The following is a 19,261-nucleotide window of genomic DNA, read 5'->3' as shown; positions in this document are numbered from 1 at the left end:
TTTTATTCCGGAATTACGAGCGACTGTCCTGGACTAATGATATCGGATGATAAATTATTTGCCGCTTTAATTTTTTCAACACCACTCATAGGATCACTATAATATTGCTTTGCAATACGGAATAAGTTTTCATTTGCACTAACAGTATGTACTTTTACATTTTCTTTTTGCTTTTCATGTTGTTGAGGAGGACTATTTTCATTTTTCTTTGAAGAATCGTCCTTTTCTGTTTGTTTATGTGAAGAATCGGTTATTGGTTCTTTTTCACTTGATTTAGCTTCAGAATCCTTTTTTACTTCTTTTTCCGTTGCTTCAGATGAAGATTCTTTTTCTTTGTTTTCATCCGCTTTATCTTTTTCATCCTTATTACTAGCTGCTACTGCATTATTTCTTTGGACTTCAATTAAATTTTCATCTTTATTAACCGCAACTTCTTCATTATCTCCTGGATTCCAAAAGCCCCAAACATATATTAAAATCGCTAATGGAATACCGATTAGAATAACGGTTAAAGTGGTGAGTAATGGAGTTTCTTTCGATTTTTTCTTTTTACGTCGACGTTCTGAACGACTTAGTCTCGTATTTGAATCTTTTATCTCAATCGATTGGCGATGTTCTTCAATCTTTTTTCGATAATCATTTTTACTCATAATGCACCTCCATTTGCAATCATATCTAATTATGACGAAAATGAGGGAAAAAGTAAATGAGAGGAAATTTTTATTTTCAAAGATTTTTGTCGTAATTAAGATTATTTTACTACAATCAGTCAGTTCCTAACAAAATTTGTCGCAATCTCGTCTGCCAAGTGGTCGAATTTCTTTTTGTATCTTTTGTTATTCTTGGAAGAAGAAAATGCTGATATTCTAAACCACAATGTTCACAGCAATGCTCTGGTTTACTATTTAATGTTTGGCCAAAGTAATGGACAAGTTGTTCTCGAATACATTGATTACTTTTTACAATGTTCAACATTTCTTCCACAGAACGATATTTGTCATTCATCATTTGTCGAAAAATAGACTTGACTTCATCCATCGAATAATGCTCCATCCAATAGTGCAACACGCGAAAAGACGTTTCAGAAATCAGTCCATCATGAACCATTTCTTTCGGGTTAACTTGCCTTCTTACATATTCAACGTACAACTCAATTTGATTTTCATTCGGCAAATCTTCCCCTGCAATATAGTGAGCTACATCTTCATCCCCATCACCATACAACAAAATAGCAACTGCGTCTTTGCCGTCCCGACCAGCTCTTCCTACTTCCTGCATATAATCTGCAATGTTTGATGGAATTGAATCATGAATAATTTGACGTACATTTTCTTTATGTACGCCCATGCCAAAAGCATTCGTAGCAACAATCCATTCCAATGAGCCGTCTAAAAACTGCTGTTGAATAAATTGTCGGTCTACCGCATCTTTTCCCCCGTGATAGGAAGAAACAGAAAGCCCATGATTCAATAATTGTGTTGTGATATCATCCGTTCTTTTTCTCGAACGCGTATAAATAATGCCCGGCCCTTCTGTATGTAAAACATGTTCAATGAGCCATTCCATTTTTTCTTCCTTTGCGTGAAATATTTTTTTCCCATAACGAATGTTTGGACGGTCAACGGAATGTATGTATTCATAAGGGTCATCCATCTTTAAAACATGCCTTATATCTTCTAGCACTTTTTCTGTTGCAGTTGCAGTTAATGCTAAAATCGGAGGTCGCCTATCTTTAATTAAGCCTCCAATTTTCAAATAATCCGGTCGAAAATCAAATCCCCACTGGGAAATGCAGTGTGCTTCATCAACCACAATTAACGCCAATTCCATCTGATTCAGTCTGCTTTTAACCTGTTCCTGCATCAACATTTCTGGTGAACTAAAAATAAATCGATATTGTGGTAAAAATTGTAAAACTCGTTGTTTTTGTTCTCGATTCAAAAAAGAATTCAATGCTACTACCCGTTTTTCACCATATTGTTTCATCCGATCAACTTGGTCTTGCATGAGGGAAAGTAATGGAGAAATAATTAATACCGGTTTTTTAAATATGTATGCTGGAAGCTGGTAACATAAGGATTTCCCCATTCCAGTGGGAAGTAAAGCGATTGTATCTCTTCCATTCATTAACTGTTCAATGACTTCTTTTTGTCCTGGTCGAAATGAAGTGTATCCAAAATGATTTTGTAACAGCTGTTCTAATTGCAAGAATTTTCACCTCTCGCCAGTGCAAGACGCAATTGAAAATAAGATAAATGCGGTAGCACTTCATGAAGAATTTTCAACTTTTTCGTATTGTAATCTTCTGTCGTTGTAAGCACGAGCTGTATATCTTCTTTTTTTACAAATTGTTCAATTGGAAACGTTGGATCATTGATTGCCAATTCAACTAAGTGGTCTTCAATAGTACTTTGTTTTAGCTTCCGAATTTTGCAGATTTGTTCAATCGAATATCCTTTTTTAAAGAGCATTGCAGTGTGATAAGCAGAACCCGTTAACGGGATTTCTACGCGAATCTTATCAGCAATTTGAGATAAATATGGATATTGTTTCGTGTTCAATAGTATTTCATTCAACCATTGATGTAGACAAGCTACAAATATGATTTGAACATCTATTTCTGCCATTTGATATTCCAAGCTAATTTGTTCCCAAGTAAATCCGGTTTCTTGATAGCCCGCTAATCGTTTTACAACGATTTCTTTTGCCTGTGTATTGATTTGTGTACTTTCAAGACTTTGTAGGATTTCATCATATAAGCTATGGTTTAGAAGTCCTGATTTGTAATCATTGATTAAAAGGAAATGTCGCACCCAACGCTGAATTTCTTCGTCTTTTTGAATAGGAGAAAATGCCATGTTATTTTCTCTTGCATGGGACAAACTTTGTACTGTTAGTGAGAGTCTTGAAAAAAAGATTTGTTCATTTCCTCTATATTGCCATCCATTCAAAGGAAGAGGCTCATAATTCTGAAGAAGTTCGATTGCTTGTTTTGTTAATTGAAAACTATTTTCTGATACAACAATCAATTGATGTTCAACAAGTTTTTGAATCTCATTATCATAAACTTGCCTTGTTAATGTTGGTAAAATACCAAAATATGAATGCAAGCGAAATATACCAACATCTTGAATCGTTTGGCCAGAGCGCTTCCCTTTCAGCAAATGATAAGGTGAAGAAATTGTGCGCGCATTTTCTACGTTTTTTAATATATCTAAGACTAAATACTGAAATAGCAAATCAGAACCTCCAATTTTACAGTCTTAATGTTGAAAAGTATAATAAACAGTTTTAGAATAATAAAGTAGCTTTAACTTGGAAGCGCGATAGAAAAAAGGAGAGATTATTAAATGGCAAAATACACAATTGTAGATAAAGATACATGTATCGCTTGTGGTGCTTGTGGCGCAGCTGCCCCTGACATTTATGATTACGATGATGAAGGAATTGCCTTCGTTATTTTAGATGATAACACGGGTACTGCTGAAGTACCAGAAGATTTACTGGAAGATATGCAAGATGCCTTTGAAGGTTGCCCTACAGATTCTATTAAAGTGGCAGATGAACCTTTCGATGGCGACCCATTGAAATTTGAATAGAATATAAGAGTAGGTGCACCGATAATGGATGCACCTGATTTTTATTTCCCTTAGAATTTTACAATTAGTTTTTTGCTCCGTTACTATACCTTTTGCTCCCGCATCTTCTTAAATAAATAAGAAGCTAACAACATGAAGCACCCTAGGCCAAAAATGGTATAATATGAAACCTCAAATGAAGGTCCAAATGGTTGAATCGCAAATCTTACATAAAAGCTCATCGCAAATAAAACAATAGTGATGAATCCAAATAAAATTGTCATTTTTTGTTTTGTTTTTGGTTCTTGAAAAGCTTCTTTTTTCAATAGATTCACTATTAAATAAATCAACATCAATAAACTACCGACTAGAAGAAGAGTTGAGATAACAAGATTTCCAGAATAAATTATTTGATTCTCTTTATTTAGTAAAGGAAATATTCCACGTACAATCAAATACCACCCGAATAACGTAAAAAGGATTTCAAAAGCGAATTCTAATTGGCGCTTCCAAGATTCTTTTGGTAAAGAGGCAATTATTTCATCCGCTAAATCTTTTGGGTTTTTCCCGAAAACTTCAGATGCTGTTTTTCCTTCCTTCTGTGCTTCTAATAGATGTTCTAGCATTTCAAGTAAAACTTCCTCTGTAGCTCGCTCATTTCTCGATAAATTTGCGCGAATGTAAACAAGGAGATTTTCATAATATTGCTGATTTTCTGGTGTAAGCTGTTTTCTTTTTTCGTTATTTTGTCGTATTAACTCTTTCACTGAAACTTTCATTTATTATCACTCCCCAACAATTCTTCGATGGAAGAAGATAGGATTCTCCATTCGTCTCGAATATTATCAAGTACTTCTTTTCCTTTCACCGTAATAGAATAATATTTTCGATTTGGGCCTGAAACAGACGCCCTCATTTCCCCCACAATATATCCATTTTTTTGAAGCCGTAATAGCACTGGATAAATTGTGCCTTCACTAATATCTAAGCCAACTTGTTCTAGCTTTTTTGATAATTCGTATCCATAGACCTCATCTTTTTCAATAATTGCTAATATACATCCATCGAGCACTCCCTTTAACAATTGACTCCGAATAGACAAAGACTTCACCACCTCAATTGTTGGAATGATACGCACCTATCTTGTAAAACAAAGTAGCTATACATAACTATATTGTATTACAAAATAGCAGTCAATAGTTTATATTGATTTTTATTAGAAATGCTGTTACACTTCTAGTAGTTGGTACTAATAACTGATGTTAAAGGGGTCAAGTACATGGATGTATTAAAATTAAAAGATAAAAATATCGTTGTGATGGGCGTAGCCAATGAAAGAAGCATCGCTTGGGGAGCAGCAAAGAAACTATTAGAAGTTGGAGCAAACGTGATTTTCACGTATCGAAAAGATCGTTCAAAAGCAAAACTAGAAAAAATTTTAGAAGACTATCAAGACCACAAAACAGCAATTATTCAATGTGACGTTAACAGCGACGAATCGATTCAAAATGCATTCAAACAAATTGGTGAACAATTCGGTGTCATCCACGGTATCGTACATTCTGTAGCCTTTGCTCATGCAGAAGATTTAAAAAATCGCTTTGTTGAAACTTCGCGAGAGGGCTATGCCTTTGCCCAAGATACAAGCGCATATTCATTAATTGCTGTTGCTAATGCAGCGCGTCCTTATATGACAGAAGGTGGCTCTATCGTTACAATGTCTTACTTGGGTGCAGAACGAGTTCTTGAAGGATATAATGTCATGGGTGTTGCGAAAGCTGCGCTTGAAGCAAGCGTTCGTTATTTAGCTGCGGATCTTGGCAAAGAAGGTATTCGCGTTAATGCCATTTCCGCTGGTGCAATTCGTACATTGGCTGCTAAAGGTGTTCCAAGCTTTAACGAAGCCCTTCACCGATATGAAGAAGTATCTCCATTGAAACGCAATACAAATAAAGAAGAAGTTGGAGATATGACAGTCGTAATGCTTAGCGAATTATCCCGCGGCGTTACAGGAGAAACGATTTACGTTGACTCAGGTTATCATATTATGGGATAATCTTTCACTAGCTGTAGTACAAATCAATTGTTGGTTTGTGCTACTTTTTTTCTCACAATAAAAGGCCATTCTCTAAACGAATGACCTACTTACAACTATTTAAAAATTTTCCCCAGAAAGGAGGCTTAAAATCGTAATCCACTCTTTTATTTACATAACCATAATATTCTTTTAAACTATGCTTCTCTTTCGAATCCATTTGCAATATCGATTTCCTCGTTAATTCAGCTATTCCCTGTTCAATTAAATGAACCAACCCCGCTCCGAACAATAATCAACACATTGCCATCAGCAAAATGACTCAGTATGGACTCCCCTGATTTCAACTGGATATTCATCACTTACGTCTTTTTTGTATTAATACTGTCTAGTCTTGTTTATGTTTTTTAGTAAGTATTCATGTATTTATCTGAAATTTTTCTAATAATATGTCTTTTGTGACAGGGCCGACAATTTTTTCGGTTATTTTACCTTCTTCATCTATAATGAAGCTTGTAGGAATCGTAATGATTTTATATTCCGTCGAAACCGCACCGGTATCATCAAATAATATAGGAAACTTTATTTGATATTTGTCAGCAAATTTTTTCACGTCATCCATTGATAATTCTTGATCGGTAATGTTGATGGCCAATATTTCGATATTGTTCTTTTTTGCAAATTGTTCATAGAACTCATTTAAATGAGGCATTTCTTCTTTGCAAGGGGGGCACCAACTTGTCCAAAAGTTGATGAAAACTTTTTTCCCTTTCAAATCAGACAATTTAATTGTTTCATTTTGCATTGTTTTTAGTTGAAAATCGCTTGCCTCAACATCCACCACTTGATAAGTAGTTTCAATCATGTCATATTCAAATTCATGAATGTCAACATCGTGTGGATCCTCTAAACCTAAATTTTGATAAAGAAAATCGATAAACTCGTCTTCTGTAAAAGACTCCTCTAGACCTTTTTCATTCTTTATAAATTTCGAATAAATCGTCCAAGTGAATGCACAGAGAATAAGCAAGAGAAAGAAAATGGATACTTTCGATTTTTCCATAACACCTTCCTTATAACGGTTGTCATTTTTACTATATGTATGCTGCTGTTTCAAAATCCAAACAGTCTTGCAAGGCACACAATTATAATCACAACCGGAACAACATACGTCATCAATGCTCTATAAACGTGATAATAACCTTCCCCCATTTGGCTTCCTTGCAATAATTCCTTTTTTGCTAATTGTTTATCCATCACATATACAATAAATATTGCAATTAATATATTTCCTAAAGGTAAGAGCACGTTGGAAACAAGATAATCCGTGGCATCAAAAATACTTTTATTAAAAATTGACACATTACTTAATAAGTTGAAAGATAATGCAGATGGAATCGAAACAATAAAAACGATGATTCCTAAAATGACAGTTAATTTCGTGCGGCGAATATGTAATTTCTCAATTAACGCAGCAACGATAATCTCATACATGCTAAAAGATGAAGTGAGCGTTGCAAATAAAAATAATATCAAAAACATCGCCAAAAATACTTCACCGAAAGCCATTTGACTAAAAGCAGCAGGTAAAACCATAAACAATAATCCCGGTCCTTCAGTTGGCTCCATTCCAAATGTAAAGACAACTGGGAAAATTGCTAGTCCAGCAAGAAATGAAACCAAAATGGTTAACACAACAACCCATGTTGCCGATTGAGGTATGCTAACTTCCTTTTTTAAATAGGAGCTATAAGTTACAAGGCACGAAAATCCTACCGCCAGTGCAAAAAAGGACTGTCCAAGAGCAAACAATAACGATTCCCCAGTAATATTTGAAAAATCAGGCCATAGGAAAAATTTTACCCCTTCCACTGCTCCATCTAAAGTTAAGCCGCGTACTACTAAAATAATAAATAGAATGAATAATAACGGCATCATAACTTTATTGGCTTTTTCAATTCCGTTTTGCACTCCTAATGCAATGACTAATACATTTGCTAAAGTAAATAGTGCAAGACCTAACAACGTAATCCATGGTGTCCCTATAACATAATTAAAAAAATCTCCTGGATTGGCATTCGGCTCAATGACTCCTCCAACCAATGAAACGCCACTGTATATAAATATCCATCCACCTACAACGCTGTAAAAGGATAGCATAATAAAGCAACCGATAACTCCTAACTTCCCAATCCAAGACCAGCGAAGATTATGGGGGGCTAATAATTTATATGCTGTTACTGCTTCTTTTTGAGTGCTACGACCAATAATATATTCCGATAATAGCATTGGCAATCCTATGAGAAGGGTGAAAATAACAACGATTAAGAAAAAAGCTCCCCCTCCGCTTTGCCCTGTCACATAAGGCATTTTCCAAATAGCGCCGAGTCCAATGGCTGCCCCTGCCGAAGCTAATATAAATCCAATTTTACTCGTCCATTGCCCTTTATTTTGATCCATTGTAAAAATTCCTTCCTTTATGACTTTAAACTAATAAACATGATGATTACATCATATCAATTTTTTAAAACAATATAAACTTTCTATAATATTGATCGAACGGAAATATAATGTAAGCAATCATACAATTCCTTCAAAAGTGTATTCGTAATTTACTCAAAATAAAAGAGGTTTGCACAAAACAGCAAACCCCTAATGATCTATGTTCTATTATTGTTTTTGCAATAAATATTGTGCTCTTTGATTTTCAATCCAATTTCTCATCGTTCTAAATAACATCAATACTAACACCATCAACAAAATACCTTTGATAATATTAAATGGCAAAATTCCTAGAACGATAGTTTCTTTTACATCAAATGTACCCATTCCTAAGAAATATGTGTACATTGGCAGGAAAGCAACATAGTTTAATACGCTCATGCCAATTGACATCGTAAATGTTCCAGCTATCAGTCCAAAGATTAACCCTTTTACTGAATTAGTTCTTTTATATACATAGTAAACTGGCATGATAAACAAGATCCCTGTTGCGAAGTTTGCCATATGTCCCACTGGCACCCCAGTAGGAGCACCCATAAATAGCCAATTCAAGATATTTTTAATGAATTCAACTAAAATTCCTGCAACAGGTCCCATCGTAATTGCCGCAATCAATGCAGGAACATCACTAAAATCAATCTCTAAAAATACCGGAAAATACGGTAATGGAAAATTTAAAAACATTAAAATAAATGAAATACTCGATAGCATTGCGATTGTTACAAAAGAACGCAATTTCATTTTGTTCATTAGCACTCTCTCCTCTTTGCTGATTCAACTCGCAAGAAGAAAGGCACATAGTCGACTTCGTTAAAAATTAAAATCCCTTATGCCAAACTAGCATAAGGGAGAAAACGGGTACACGAAAAGCTACACATGACAAAAAGAGAATAGGAAAATAGCGCGTTGGATTAATACAAAAATTTCCAACACAATAATTGCCACGTGTCTAGGTTACATAACGAAAAACGACCGTACCTTCATCTTCTCCCATCCAGACTATACTGTCGGCTTTGGAATCTCACCAAATCCTGCTCAAAAAGAGCTCGCGGGCTTAAGAACAACCGTTCTAATACCGCCGGTCGGGAATCTCACCCTGCCCCGAAGATGAATCATTATTTTATTATTAATTTAGTAATATTATAGGAGTATTCCGAGTATTTGTAAAGGAATTAATATGAAGTATTAAAACAATCATTCTTTATTATTATATAATCATCAGCTCCTAGTCCAAGCCCAAGCAAACGATCCTCATCTTCTCCTCTTGCCGTTAAAAAAATAACAGGTATATTCGAATATTGGCGAATGGTCGATAAGAGAGAAAAACCATCGCCATCTGGCAACATCACATCTAAAATTGCTAGATCAGGCTTAATCAATTGAATAATTTGCTTTGCTTCTTCACAGTTTGTTGCTTGATAAATACGCTGAAACTGCAAAATGGGAGTTAATGATATTAACAATTTCTTCATTAAACTGTGTTTTTTTGCCAATTTTATCGGCCATTTGCGTTTCTCGTATATGTGATATGGAACATAAAGGGGATACGTGGAAACTGTTACTTACCCTTTCGATGAATCAAAAACAGATGTATTTCGCAAAATTCTTTTGTTCTTCAATCCTTTTATTATTTGTAAGCATTTGTCAATTTTTATTCATTTGGGCATTTGGTATGTATAAAGGTCTTGAAAATGTACCTTACGAATTACTATTCATTTTTTTATTGGGTACATCATTGACTTGTTTTACCATCATTCCATTGCAGCAATGGGCATCGATGACATTAAAAAATCAAGCTTTTTCCTTAACACTTGGAATGAGTGGAGCATTTCTTGGTTTAACGAGCAACTTTATCTCATCTAAATTCCAAACATTCATTATTTGGAGCTATTACATGCTCTTGAGTCCTATAAAGCAATTGTACCTCGATGAACAAGTGCACTTTACCATTCAAAATACCAATACTTTGATACCCTTATTTGCTATATTAATCGTCTATGGATAAATGCGATAAAAGAAAAAATGCGAAAAGCAATATCCTTGTCTTTTCGCATACTTTCTCACATATCAAATATAAAAAGGTTGGATAAAATCTAAAAAATGATTTTCGAACCGGGTACGCTTTGCCTCGAAAGCGTTGCGACAGAGGCACTCACCCCGGCACTCCAATCAATTTTTAAATATATAAAAATATATTATCCCGGCATTTCTAATACTTCTTCTCAATCAATTTCAAAATACCCAAATGGAAAACTTTATCTATTTTCTAATACAGTATATGGCAACTCATTCGGTCCAACTGGAATTGGCAACGGTTTTGTAAAATCGAAACCTTCCCATTCTGTTTGTACAATGTTTTCAAATTGTACCGATTTATTATATCCAGCTGCTGTTAATAACATCGCTTCAATCATTTGCATCGCTTCCACTTGATTATACTCAAATAAATCTAAGCGATTTTTAAATGTAATTATTACTACATCATGATTGACAGATACGGAATAATCAGCATTGGGTAAAATCACTGATTTGTAAATATCATTTGTACTTACCTTTAACGCTTCCATTGCTTCTTCTACTGTTGAATAAGTTTCTCTAAAATTCGGTGCTAAAAACTCCGATCCATCATTTTGCACATATTTAAAGTAACTATGTTGCTTTGATTTTTCAGTTAATAGGGTATATTCTTCCCCAATATCTTCCAAAATTACCGGTTCGCTGTTTTCATCAACAATTTCCATTTCACTGTAATCAGAGAAGGTATCTGTTAAAGTAGCATAATAAGTTGCCGCATCTTCATCATATGGATGATTATTCGGTAATTTATGAATAACCTTTCCTTCACTTTCTGTTATTTCACCCACATATGGATGATATTCATTAAACCCTAGTAACTTTTCATTTAACTGCGGAGCATATTCATTGTATAACTCCACCTGTGTTGGATTGTCTTTCCCAAAATCTTCTACAATTTTTTCATTTGGGATTAAGATTGTTACTGGAATGCTTTCTGCTTCATCGCTTGCAAGACCAATCTTGAAAAGAGTGTTTCCTTCCAATTGTTCAGGATATACAGCAGTTTTAATATCAGCGTCCGATGTTGACATAGGTACAAAGTTTTCCTTTTCTTCCATGTCATTCGGAAGAGCAAAAGTTTCCATTTCCTGTTGATCTCCACTGGAATCATCTTGTTCACTATTTAATATTGCTTGTTCCTCCATTGAATTGTTCGTCAAAGATGGTATGAGAACAGCTGCTAATAACGCAGCACAAGCAGCAATCAACCATGGCATAATTTTCGTTTTCTTTTTAATAATTGGTGAATTTTTCGGAGGCTCTTCATCAAATACTCCATCTCTTTTTAATCGTTCAAATACTTCTTCTTTTGAACGGACATCATGAATTTTTGGAACATTTTTTAATAGCTCTTCAATTCGATCCTCATCCCAATGTTCATGATTCATTTTGACTCGCCTCCTTGTTTCGTGATAGTAATTCTCGCAATTGTTTAATTGCACGGTGTTGTGTTGTTTTGACTTTACCTTCTGTCCAATTTAAAATTGCTGCAGTTTCAGCAATCGATAATTCCTGAAAATAGCGCATAATTATCACCATTTGTTGATCACCTGTACATTTTTCCAGCGCCTCTAGTATTTGCCTTGTCTCATCATTTAATTCTATGAAAGATTCTGGTGATTTTGTTGGTGATACTAGTTGTTCTGTTTCCCAATCAAAGGCGGTAAAAGAATGGGCTGAGCGAACTGCATTTTTTCGAAAATAATCGATTGCCACATTTTTTGCGATAGCAAAAAGCCAAGTTTTTTCAGAACTTTTCCCTTGAAAACGTTCGTATGATTTTAAAACACGAACGTATACTTCATGAGACAAATCTTCCGCAACCGATCGATCTTTTACTAAATAGATTAAAAATTGGAATACATCTTGATGATATTGATCATACAGTCGATGGAATATGGATTCTTTCAAATCCATGCCACCTCCATCCTTATTAATTTTGTCGTTTCAAATCGTAAAATGTTTCATTTGGAGAGCTATTTTTCTTTTAAATGTTCTTCAACATTTATATAAAAAAAGAATTCGCTTCTACTCCAGGTAAAAGAGTACCATACTTTTGCAGAATGGCAAGTCCTATCTTTCCAAATTTCTGCAACTCATTTACCTAGAATATCCACGAATTCTGATCCAAAAACTATTTTAGTTTAAAGGCAAATAGAAAGTAAAAGTTGTTCCTTCTCCAACTTCACTATCAACTCTTATATTACCATTATGGGCTTCAACGATATTTTTAGCGATAGCTAGTCCTAAACCAGTGCCAACTTTCCTCGTGCGTGTTCTCGCCTTATCCGCCTTATAAAAACGTTCAAACACAAATGGTAAATCTTCTTTCGGAATTCCTTCTCCTGTATCAGATACTTGCACTTTCAAATAAGATAATTCTTGTTCCAATGACACCGTTACACTGCCGTCTTCTGGTGTATGACGTATCGCATTATCAATTAAATTTGTTAACACTTGTTCAATTCGGTCTTCATCGATATTTATCAATACATCATCTGACATTTCCGTATGGAACATTAATTGAATATGATTTTCTTTCGCCACTTGACTAAACTTTTGCGTAATTCGTTCAAAGACAGGGTTGATTGGTACAGACTCTTTTACAAGCGTCGTATGTCCAGATTCCATTCGAGCTAAATCCAATAAATCCGCTACTAGGCGACCCATTCGTTGAGACTCATCATAAATAATTTTAATCATCTCATTCTTGTCTTCCTCTGACTCAACAACACCATCAATAATTGCTTCTGAATATCCTTGCAACATGGCAATTGGCGTTCTTAATTCATGAGAAACATTAGCAATAAAGTCTGAACGTAATTTATCCAATTTAATTTGTTCAGTCATATCACGTATGACTGCAATCGCGCCACGGATTGCTTGTCCACTGCTTTTTAATGGACTGATGGTGATGCGGTAGTACGAACCGTCTATTTCCAAATCTTCTTCCAACTTATCTTCAAAAGTTAGAACATGATCTAACATGGCATAAATTTCTTCTGGTAAGAATAATTCTTTATCGACCCCATTTCGAATAAACCAACGTTGTAATAATCGATCAGCTGGAGGATTGCTCAGCAAAATCGTTTTATCACGATTAAACGTAATTACCGCATCTGTCATTGAAGTGAGAATGTTAGACAACTGTTCTTTTTCTTGATTAATGACTTCGAGATGATGTTTTAACTGACGCCCCATTTGATTGAAAGCTACAGCTAATTGACCAATTTCATCGCTTTGATTTGTTGGCAATTGCTCATCAAACTTACCTTTTGCAATATCAAATGCATAGGCACGCATTTTTCGGAGAGGTAACGTAATTTTGGAAGATAAGAAAAAGGCAAAAAATGTTGTTAATACAAAGGCGATAAATGCTGAGAGAAAGACAATCTTCGTCGTTTGATTCGTCGTTTCGTGAAGAGCAGAAGGGTTTTGATAAATAAATAGAACTCCTTGCACTTCATGCTCAATCGATAATGGATAGCCTAAAACAAAATAGGATTCCATTTTATCTTCATCCGCTTGAGAAGATAAAATCATTTGTCTTATAAGCGGTTCATTCGTATCTAAGACTCGTTGAAATTCCTTAGAATTTAACAAAGCATTTCGAATTTTTTCTTGATTTATTCCAGTTTGATAACTGGATATAACAGTTTGATTATTTAGTGCAATAAATCCATTTGTATCTCCATTTAATAAGTCTTCCAACAACTCATCGGTGATTTGATCGATATCTGTATGTGCAACAATGTTCGAGATGGTCGTTGCTGTTTGCTTAAGCGAACTTTCCGCTTGTTTCATATGGAAATCATCTAAGAATTCAAGCATGGCAACTGTGAAAATAAATAACACAAACGAAACGAGAAGCAATATGGTTGCCCATAGCTTCCCGACAATACTATTCCATATTCTAGTCATTGATTACCTCGAATTTGTAACCTACGCCCCAAACGGTTACAATCATTTTAGCTGCTTTGTCTGATACGCGGTTTAACTTTTCACGTAAGCGCTTTATATGCGTATCGACTGTGCGCAAATCACCAAAGAAATCATAGTGCCATACTTCTTTTAACAATTGTTCGCGATCAAATACCTTATCTGGTGATTTAGCTAAGAAGTAAAGTAGCTCATATTCTTTCGGTGTTAAGTTTACTTCTTGTCCATCACATGTTACTCGGTGTGCATCATTATCGATAGTTAAATGAGGGAACACAACGATATCTCGAGATGTAGTTGTACTAGAAACTTGATTTAATGCACTTGAGCGGCGTAAAATCGCTTTCACTCGCAACACCACTTCTCGTGGACTAAATGGTTTTACGATATAGTCGTCCGCACCTAATTCAAAACCTTGCACACGGTTTGCTTCTTCGCCTTTTGCTGTCAGTAAAATAATGGGAGTAGATTTCTTCTCTCTCAACTCTTCACAAACTTGTAATCCGTCTTTCTCCGGCATCATGATATCTAAAATGACACAATGATAATCATTATCTAGTGCCTTTTTTAACGCTACTTCACCGTTCTCAGCTTCATCTACCTCGTAACCTTCCCGTTCTAAGTACATTTTTAGCAGGCGACGAATGCGATCTTCATCATCTACAACTAAAATAGACACTTTTTCAGACACGATGTCTAACCCCTCTCTTTGCAATCTCTACCTACATTCATTGTACAATTTTATGAATAAAAATTAAAGACTATTAAGAAAGCTCTCCACAGTTTTGAGGAGAGCTTTCACATTTTATTAATATTTATACGTTTATTATAGTATATAGAAATTATGCATATGAATGGAGTCCTGCAATCACTAAGTTTACAAAGACGAGATTAAAGATGATGATTGCAAATCCGATTAATGCGAGCCAAGCAGACTTTCTTCCTTCCCATCCTTTAGATAAACGTAAATGAAGATAAGCTGCATAGAATAACCAAGTGATGAGAGCCCATACTTCTTTTGGATCCCATCCCCAGTAACGGCCCCAAGCTTCTTGTGCCCAAATCATGGCAAAGACGAGAGCCCCTAATGTGAAGACAGGGAATCCGATTAATACAGAACGATATCCAATTTCGTCAACTAAATGAGAGTTTACTTTTTTCACTAAAGGATGAAGCAACTCACAAATCGGTCTTCGCACAATGAAGCGATATAACAAGTATAGAATCGTTCCAACCAAGAATGACCATACAACAGTCGTTAATTTCTTCGCATTAATAATCGCAGGCATTTCGACTAGCGGCTCCATAACGCCTTCCGTTTTTAATTCAGATTCATTCATTCCGAATAATGCCGGCATATTATAAACGATTTCAGATTCCATACCATTATTATTAACATAAGTAAATTGTGCTTCATATCCCATGCCGCGGAATGTAATCGTTACAAGTACAAAGCCGATTACAACTACGCAGAAATATAAAATGGCTTCAAGCCAAAAACGTTCCCTTGAGCTTGTTTTTGGATCTACTTCCTTTAGTAAATAAACAAGTCCAGCCACTGCGCTAATAGCAAGAATCGACTGTCCAATTGCCGCTGTTACAACGTGAATAGTTAGCCAATTACTTTGTAGCGATGGCACAAGTGGCGTTACTTCTGTTGGGAACATTGTTGCATAAGAAATAAATAGTACTGCTATCGGTAATGCCACTAAACCAAGAACCGTAACACGATACATAAAGTAGATTAATATAAATGCTCCAACGAGGAACATTCCAAAGGCTGTAGTAAATTCAAACATGTTACTTACAGGAGCATGTCCCGCATAGATCCAACGGGTAATAAAATAGCCTAGCTGGGAAATGAAACCAATAATTGCAATCACAATTCCTATTTTTCCCCATTTTTCGGCTCTACTAGCAGCACCATCGTTTCTTTTAATGGAACCCGCTATGAAAACCGTACCTATAATATATGCAAAGAATGCTATAAAAAGTAAATTACCACTAATATCAATTAAACTCATTCGGCACCGTCACCTTCCTTATCCTTCTCATCTTTTTCTTCTAGTTGGTCAATATATTGAGGTAAATGCGCATATTCTGTCACAACATCTAAATCTTTTTTCATGCTAAACCAGTTTTTGTTTGTATGGGCAGCAAGCATAATTTTGCCATCTTCTAATTGTTGTACCCACAGGCGACGATGATTCCAATAAGAACCAATTGCTAATCCTAATAAGAAAATAACTCCACCAATAATCAAGATAGGAATCGTTACATCTTTTCGAATTGTTAATCCTGATACATTTCTTGTTTCTACACCTTTAAAGGTCATTTTATATTCATTTTCCCCCGCTTCAATTGGAGAAGCACCAATTGAAACGAAACTTACTTCCCCTTCTGGCTTATCCGGTGTCATCATTTTAAACACAAAAGCAGGGTTATTTGGATATTGGGATGCAGTTTGAGGAACACCATCTTTTAGTCCAGAAAAGTCTGGGTAGTAGTTCAAGATTTGAACTTTTGTATTTTCACCTAAAACATATTCTTTTTCTGGATTTGTCAAATCGATTTTCATCGATCCAAGAGACTCACCAGATTGTTTATGGGTTAATTCGAACGTCATTGATTTTAATTCATTTAATCGATAATCCATTTGATAAATAGCATAACCATCATATTTTAATGGGTAGTTAACACGAATGGAATACTCTTTAACGAGTTCCATATTTTCCGTATCCCCTAACACTGCACCTTCAGCCTGTTTATATAACTTTACATCCGTCTGATAGTTCTTCGCAATGGCAGCAACACCTTGTTCAATTTGTGCTCTCGTTGGATCATTGTCATAAGTTTCTAAAATAAATTGTTTATTTTCTAGGAAATATCCATCCATTCCAGGAATCGCACGAACTTCTCCTTCGCGAATCCACATCGATTCATCTACGTGGAATCCCGGTAGGAATCGTAACATTACTCCTAACAAGAAGATAATAAGCCCAAGGTGATTTATGTATGGACCAGAGCGGGCAAAGCGATTTTTTTCTGCCAATAAAGCGTTTCCATCTCGACGAACTTTATAACGTAAATTTTTCATTTTTTCTTCAATTAAATCAAGGGTTTTTGAAGAATCGCCTTCTGTTACTGGCCCATGAGCAACAATTCGCTGTCTTTTCATAAAGCTTTCATGGCGCTTTACACGTTGATTTTTTAACGATTTATATAGAGGAAGACCTCTGTCAAGACTTGCTACGATAATGGAGATTCCTAATAGCCCTACTAGAATCTGATACCACCACGAACTATACAAATCAGATAAACCTAAATTGTAATATAGTTCACCAAAAACGCCATAGTTTTGTTTATAATAAAGCGCTTTCTCTTCTTGTGTAGCCACTTGAACGTAAAATTCTTGAGGAAAAATCGTACCAAGAGCTGATGCAATTAGTGTAATAATAATTAACGATACACCGACTTTAACACTCGAAAAGAAATTCCAGATTTTATCAATAATGGATTTGTTGTATGTTTTAGAACGAATGGCTGTACCATCGTATCGCATATCAAGAACTTTTTGAGCTTTCGCTTCTTCAGATAATGGTCTACCACATTTTTCACAAATCTTTGTACCAAATGGGTTTTCATGACCACAAACACATGAGATTTTTTCCATAATTTTAAATACTCCTATTCTGGCTTAATTGACTCCATAAGAGATTGAATTTGTTCTTCTGACAATTCACCAGGAGGAACTCTTTTCACTTTTCCTTCCGGAGTAATTAAATAAGTTGCAGGTAATTTCCCAACATTATAAGCTTGCATCACGCTTTTTGTTTTATCAATGACTACTGGAAAAGTAAGATTATACTGCTCAACAAAATTTTCTACTTCAAAATTGGACTGAGCTATATTTACTGCTAAAATGTGTACACCTTGATCCTTAAATTGTTGATATTGTCGTTCCATCGCAGGCATTTCTTTTTTACACGGTTCACACCATGTTCCCCAGAAATTTAAAAATACCCCTTGACCTCTGTAATCAGATAGACGATGTGTGTTCCCTTCTAAATCTACTAATTCGAAATCAGGAGCTGTATCTCCATCAGCTAAAACCTCTACTGTATCTTTTGTCGCAGTATTGTATATTGTATAAATAATTGCACAAGCCAATACTCCAAGTATGATTCCTCTAATAATCGAACGTTTCTTTTTCTTTTCCATTCAGCAACCTCCTTGAAGAGAACATTCCAATCTCTTTCATTATAGCAAATATTTAAAGGCCAAATTTGAAATGTTTATGAAGGTTATCACTATGAACATAGTATCAACCGATTTTCCCTGTTTCTGCCAACACGCGCAACTGCTTCACTTCATGGGCAGTAAGTTCCCGAAATTCTCCTGCATTTAATCCTTTTAAGTCAAGAAAAGCAAATCTTTCACGTTTTAATTTGACAACAGGCGTTCCAATTGCGTCAAACATGCGTCGTACTTGTCTATTTCTCCCTTCATGAATGGTAATTTCACAAATTGCTTTATTTGCTTTTCGATCAACTTTTTTGATGTTCACCTTTGCAGGAGCAGTCATACCGTCCTCAAGCATAATACCTCTCCGCAATTTTTTGATATCTTCAAAACTCGGAATCCCTTTTAACCTTGCAATATATGTCTTTTCAATTTTGTATTTCGGATGGGTCATTAAGTTAGCAAATTCGCCATCATTCGTTAGTAATATTAAGCCCGATGTATCAAAATCTAGTCGACCTACAGGGAAAATTCGCTCTTCCACGTGATCGTGAAAAAAGTCTAATACTGTTTTTCGTCCTCTGTCATCGGATACCGTTGATACGACACCTCTTGGCTTATAGAATAAGTAGTAAACTTTTTCTTCCCTTTCTACTTTTATACCATTCACTTCTACAACATCGCTTCTTGAAACCTTTGTCCCGAGTGTTGTAACGACCTCACCGTTAACTTTCACTTTTCCTTCTAATATCAATTGCTCCGCTTTTCTTCTGGAAGCAATACCTGCTTGAGCAATTACTTTCTGAAGCCTTTCCATTTGATGACTCACCTCTAAATACATATAACTATAATTCATTAGCTTCTTTACTGATGAAAATTATGTCATATT

The 19,261-nt window shown here is 35.3% G+C and carries 19 protein-coding genes, 1 pseudogene and 1 riboswitch; of the genes and pseudogenes, 3 read left to right on the top strand and 17 right to left on the bottom strand.

Going from position 1 to position 19,261, the window contains the following annotated elements; all coding sequences use genetic code 11:
* Positions 1-2: 2 nt before the first annotated feature.
* From HF990_RS00910 to HF990_RS00900, 3 genes are all read right to left on the bottom strand, one after another.
* Positions 3-650 (bottom strand): LysM peptidoglycan-binding domain-containing protein, encoded by a 648-nt coding sequence (locus HF990_RS00910; protein ID WP_168411763.1) that lies wholly within the window; start codon positions 648-650, stop codon positions 3-5.
* 115 nt (positions 651-765) lie between these two features.
* Entirely contained in the window at positions 766-2,208 is a 1,443-nt protein-coding gene (locus HF990_RS00905; protein WP_168411762.1) for a RecQ family ATP-dependent DNA helicase, read from the bottom strand.
* Positions 2,199-3,239 (bottom strand): YpbB family protein, encoded by a 1,041-nt coding sequence (locus HF990_RS00900; RefSeq protein WP_016836935.1) that lies wholly within the window; start codon positions 3,237-3,239, stop codon positions 2,199-2,201. Before HF990_RS00900 ends, HF990_RS00905 begins: the two co-directional genes overlap by 10 nt.
* Before the next feature lie 111 nt (positions 3,240-3,350).
* Here HF990_RS00900 and HF990_RS00895 point away from each other — a divergent pair, with 111 nt between their 5' ends.
* Positions 3,351-3,599, top strand: coding sequence for a ferredoxin (locus HF990_RS00895; RefSeq protein WP_016836934.1), 249 nt, complete (start codon positions 3,351-3,353; stop codon positions 3,597-3,599).
* 83 nt (positions 3,600-3,682) lie between these two features.
* On the opposite strand, the gene HF990_RS00890 is transcribed toward HF990_RS00895, so the two are convergent.
* Together HF990_RS00890 and HF990_RS00885 are read right to left on the bottom strand one after the other, a co-directional pair.
* Complete coding sequence (locus HF990_RS00890; protein ID WP_168411761.1) at positions 3,683-4,357, bottom strand: DUF1129 family protein; 675 nt, start codon at positions 4,355-4,357, stop codon at positions 3,683-3,685.
* Positions 4,354-4,680: a PadR family transcriptional regulator gene (locus HF990_RS00885; RefSeq protein ID WP_168411760.1), complete on the bottom strand. Its 327-nt coding sequence runs from the start codon at positions 4,678-4,680 to the stop codon at positions 4,354-4,356. The genes HF990_RS00890 and HF990_RS00885 overlap by 4 nt, the downstream gene beginning before the upstream one ends.
* A gap of 177 nt (positions 4,681-4,857) precedes the next feature.
* Here HF990_RS00885 and fabI point away from each other — a divergent pair, with 177 nt between their 5' ends.
* Positions 4,858-5,634: an enoyl-ACP reductase FabI gene (gene fabI, locus HF990_RS00880; protein ID WP_016836931.1), complete on the top strand. Its 777-nt coding sequence runs from the start codon at positions 4,858-4,860 to the stop codon at positions 5,632-5,634.
* Between the two features lie 397 nt (positions 5,635-6,031).
* Here fabI and HF990_RS00875 read toward each other — a convergent pair whose 3' ends face one another.
* From HF990_RS00875 to HF990_RS00860, 4 genes and pseudogenes are all read right to left on the bottom strand, one after another.
* Positions 6,032-6,676 (bottom strand): TlpA disulfide reductase family protein, encoded by a 645-nt coding sequence (locus HF990_RS00875; protein WP_016836930.1) that lies wholly within the window; start codon positions 6,674-6,676, stop codon positions 6,032-6,034.
* A gap of 50 nt (positions 6,677-6,726) precedes the next feature.
* Positions 6,727-8,073, bottom strand: a complete 1,347-nt coding sequence (locus HF990_RS00870; protein WP_168411759.1) for a sodium-dependent transporter — start codon at positions 8,071-8,073, stop codon at positions 6,727-6,729.
* A 210-nt stretch (positions 8,074-8,283) separates the two neighbouring features.
* Positions 8,284-8,865, bottom strand: a complete 582-nt coding sequence (locus HF990_RS00865) for an ECF transporter S component (RefSeq protein ID WP_168411758.1) — start codon at positions 8,863-8,865, stop codon at positions 8,284-8,286.
* A 228-nt stretch (positions 8,866-9,093) separates the two neighbouring features.
* Positions 9,094-9,228: riboswitch (FMN riboswitch) on the bottom strand.
* A gap of 95 nt (positions 9,229-9,323) precedes the next feature.
* Positions 9,324-9,548, bottom strand: a pseudogene (locus HF990_RS00860) (response regulator); the annotation flags it as partial.
* 17 nt (positions 9,549-9,565) lie between these two features.
* Here HF990_RS00860 and HF990_RS00855 point away from each other — a divergent pair.
* On the top strand, positions 9,566-10,120 hold the full coding sequence (locus HF990_RS00855) for an ABC transporter permease (protein WP_247595784.1): 555 nt from the start codon (positions 9,566-9,568) through the stop codon (positions 10,118-10,120).
* A 250-nt stretch (positions 10,121-10,370) separates the two neighbouring features.
* Here the strand turns inward: HF990_RS00855 and HF990_RS00850 are convergent, their stop codons facing one another.
* The 8 genes from HF990_RS00850 to HF990_RS00815 all read right to left on the bottom strand — a co-directional run bounded on the left by HF990_RS00850 (position 10,371) and on the right by HF990_RS00815 (position 19,189).
* On the bottom strand, positions 10,371-11,579 hold the full coding sequence (locus tag HF990_RS00850; protein WP_168411757.1) for a hypothetical protein: 1,209 nt from the start codon (positions 11,577-11,579) through the stop codon (positions 10,371-10,373).
* Positions 11,569-12,102 (bottom strand): RNA polymerase sigma factor SigX, encoded by a 534-nt coding sequence (locus HF990_RS00845; RefSeq protein ID WP_026018951.1) that lies wholly within the window; start codon positions 12,100-12,102, stop codon positions 11,569-11,571. The genes HF990_RS00850 and HF990_RS00845 overlap by 11 nt, the downstream gene beginning before the upstream one ends.
* A gap of 228 nt (positions 12,103-12,330) precedes the next feature.
* Positions 12,331-14,112 (bottom strand): ATP-binding protein, encoded by a 1,782-nt coding sequence (locus HF990_RS00840; RefSeq protein WP_096550778.1) that lies wholly within the window; start codon positions 14,110-14,112, stop codon positions 12,331-12,333.
* Entirely contained in the window at positions 14,105-14,821 is a 717-nt protein-coding gene (locus HF990_RS00835; RefSeq protein ID WP_016836919.1) for a response regulator transcription factor, read from the bottom strand. Before HF990_RS00835 ends, HF990_RS00840 begins: the two co-directional genes overlap by 8 nt.
* Positions 14,822-14,972: 151 nt before the next feature.
* The gene (ccsB, locus tag HF990_RS00830) at positions 14,973-16,154 is read right to left on the bottom strand and encodes a c-type cytochrome biogenesis protein CcsB (RefSeq protein WP_168411756.1); all 1,182 of its coding nucleotides are present in this window, start codon (positions 16,152-16,154) and stop codon (positions 14,973-14,975) included.
* On the bottom strand, positions 16,151-17,803 hold the full coding sequence (resB, locus tag HF990_RS00825) for a cytochrome c biogenesis protein ResB (protein WP_168411755.1): 1,653 nt from the start codon (positions 17,801-17,803) through the stop codon (positions 16,151-16,153). Before resB ends, ccsB begins: the two co-directional genes overlap by 4 nt.
* A gap of 14 nt (positions 17,804-17,817) precedes the next feature.
* Positions 17,818-18,351: a thiol-disulfide oxidoreductase ResA gene (gene resA, locus HF990_RS00820; RefSeq protein WP_016836916.1), complete on the bottom strand. Its 534-nt coding sequence runs from the start codon at positions 18,349-18,351 to the stop codon at positions 17,818-17,820.
* Between the two features lie 103 nt (positions 18,352-18,454).
* Positions 18,455-19,189 carry a pseudouridine synthase gene (locus HF990_RS00815; protein ID WP_168411754.1) on the bottom strand — a complete coding sequence of 245 codons (735 nt, stop codon included), beginning with the start codon at positions 19,187-19,189 and terminating at the stop codon, positions 18,455-18,457.
* Positions 19,190-19,261 lie beyond the last annotated feature (72 nt).

It is taken from the genome of Ureibacillus thermosphaericus (assembly GCF_012396605.1).
In the GTDB taxonomy this organism is placed as follows: Bacteria; Bacillota; Bacilli; order Bacillales_A; family Planococcaceae; genus Ureibacillus; species Ureibacillus thermosphaericus.
Note: the sequence above shows the minus strand (reverse complement) of the source record. Positions and strands in the feature narration are given on the sequence as shown.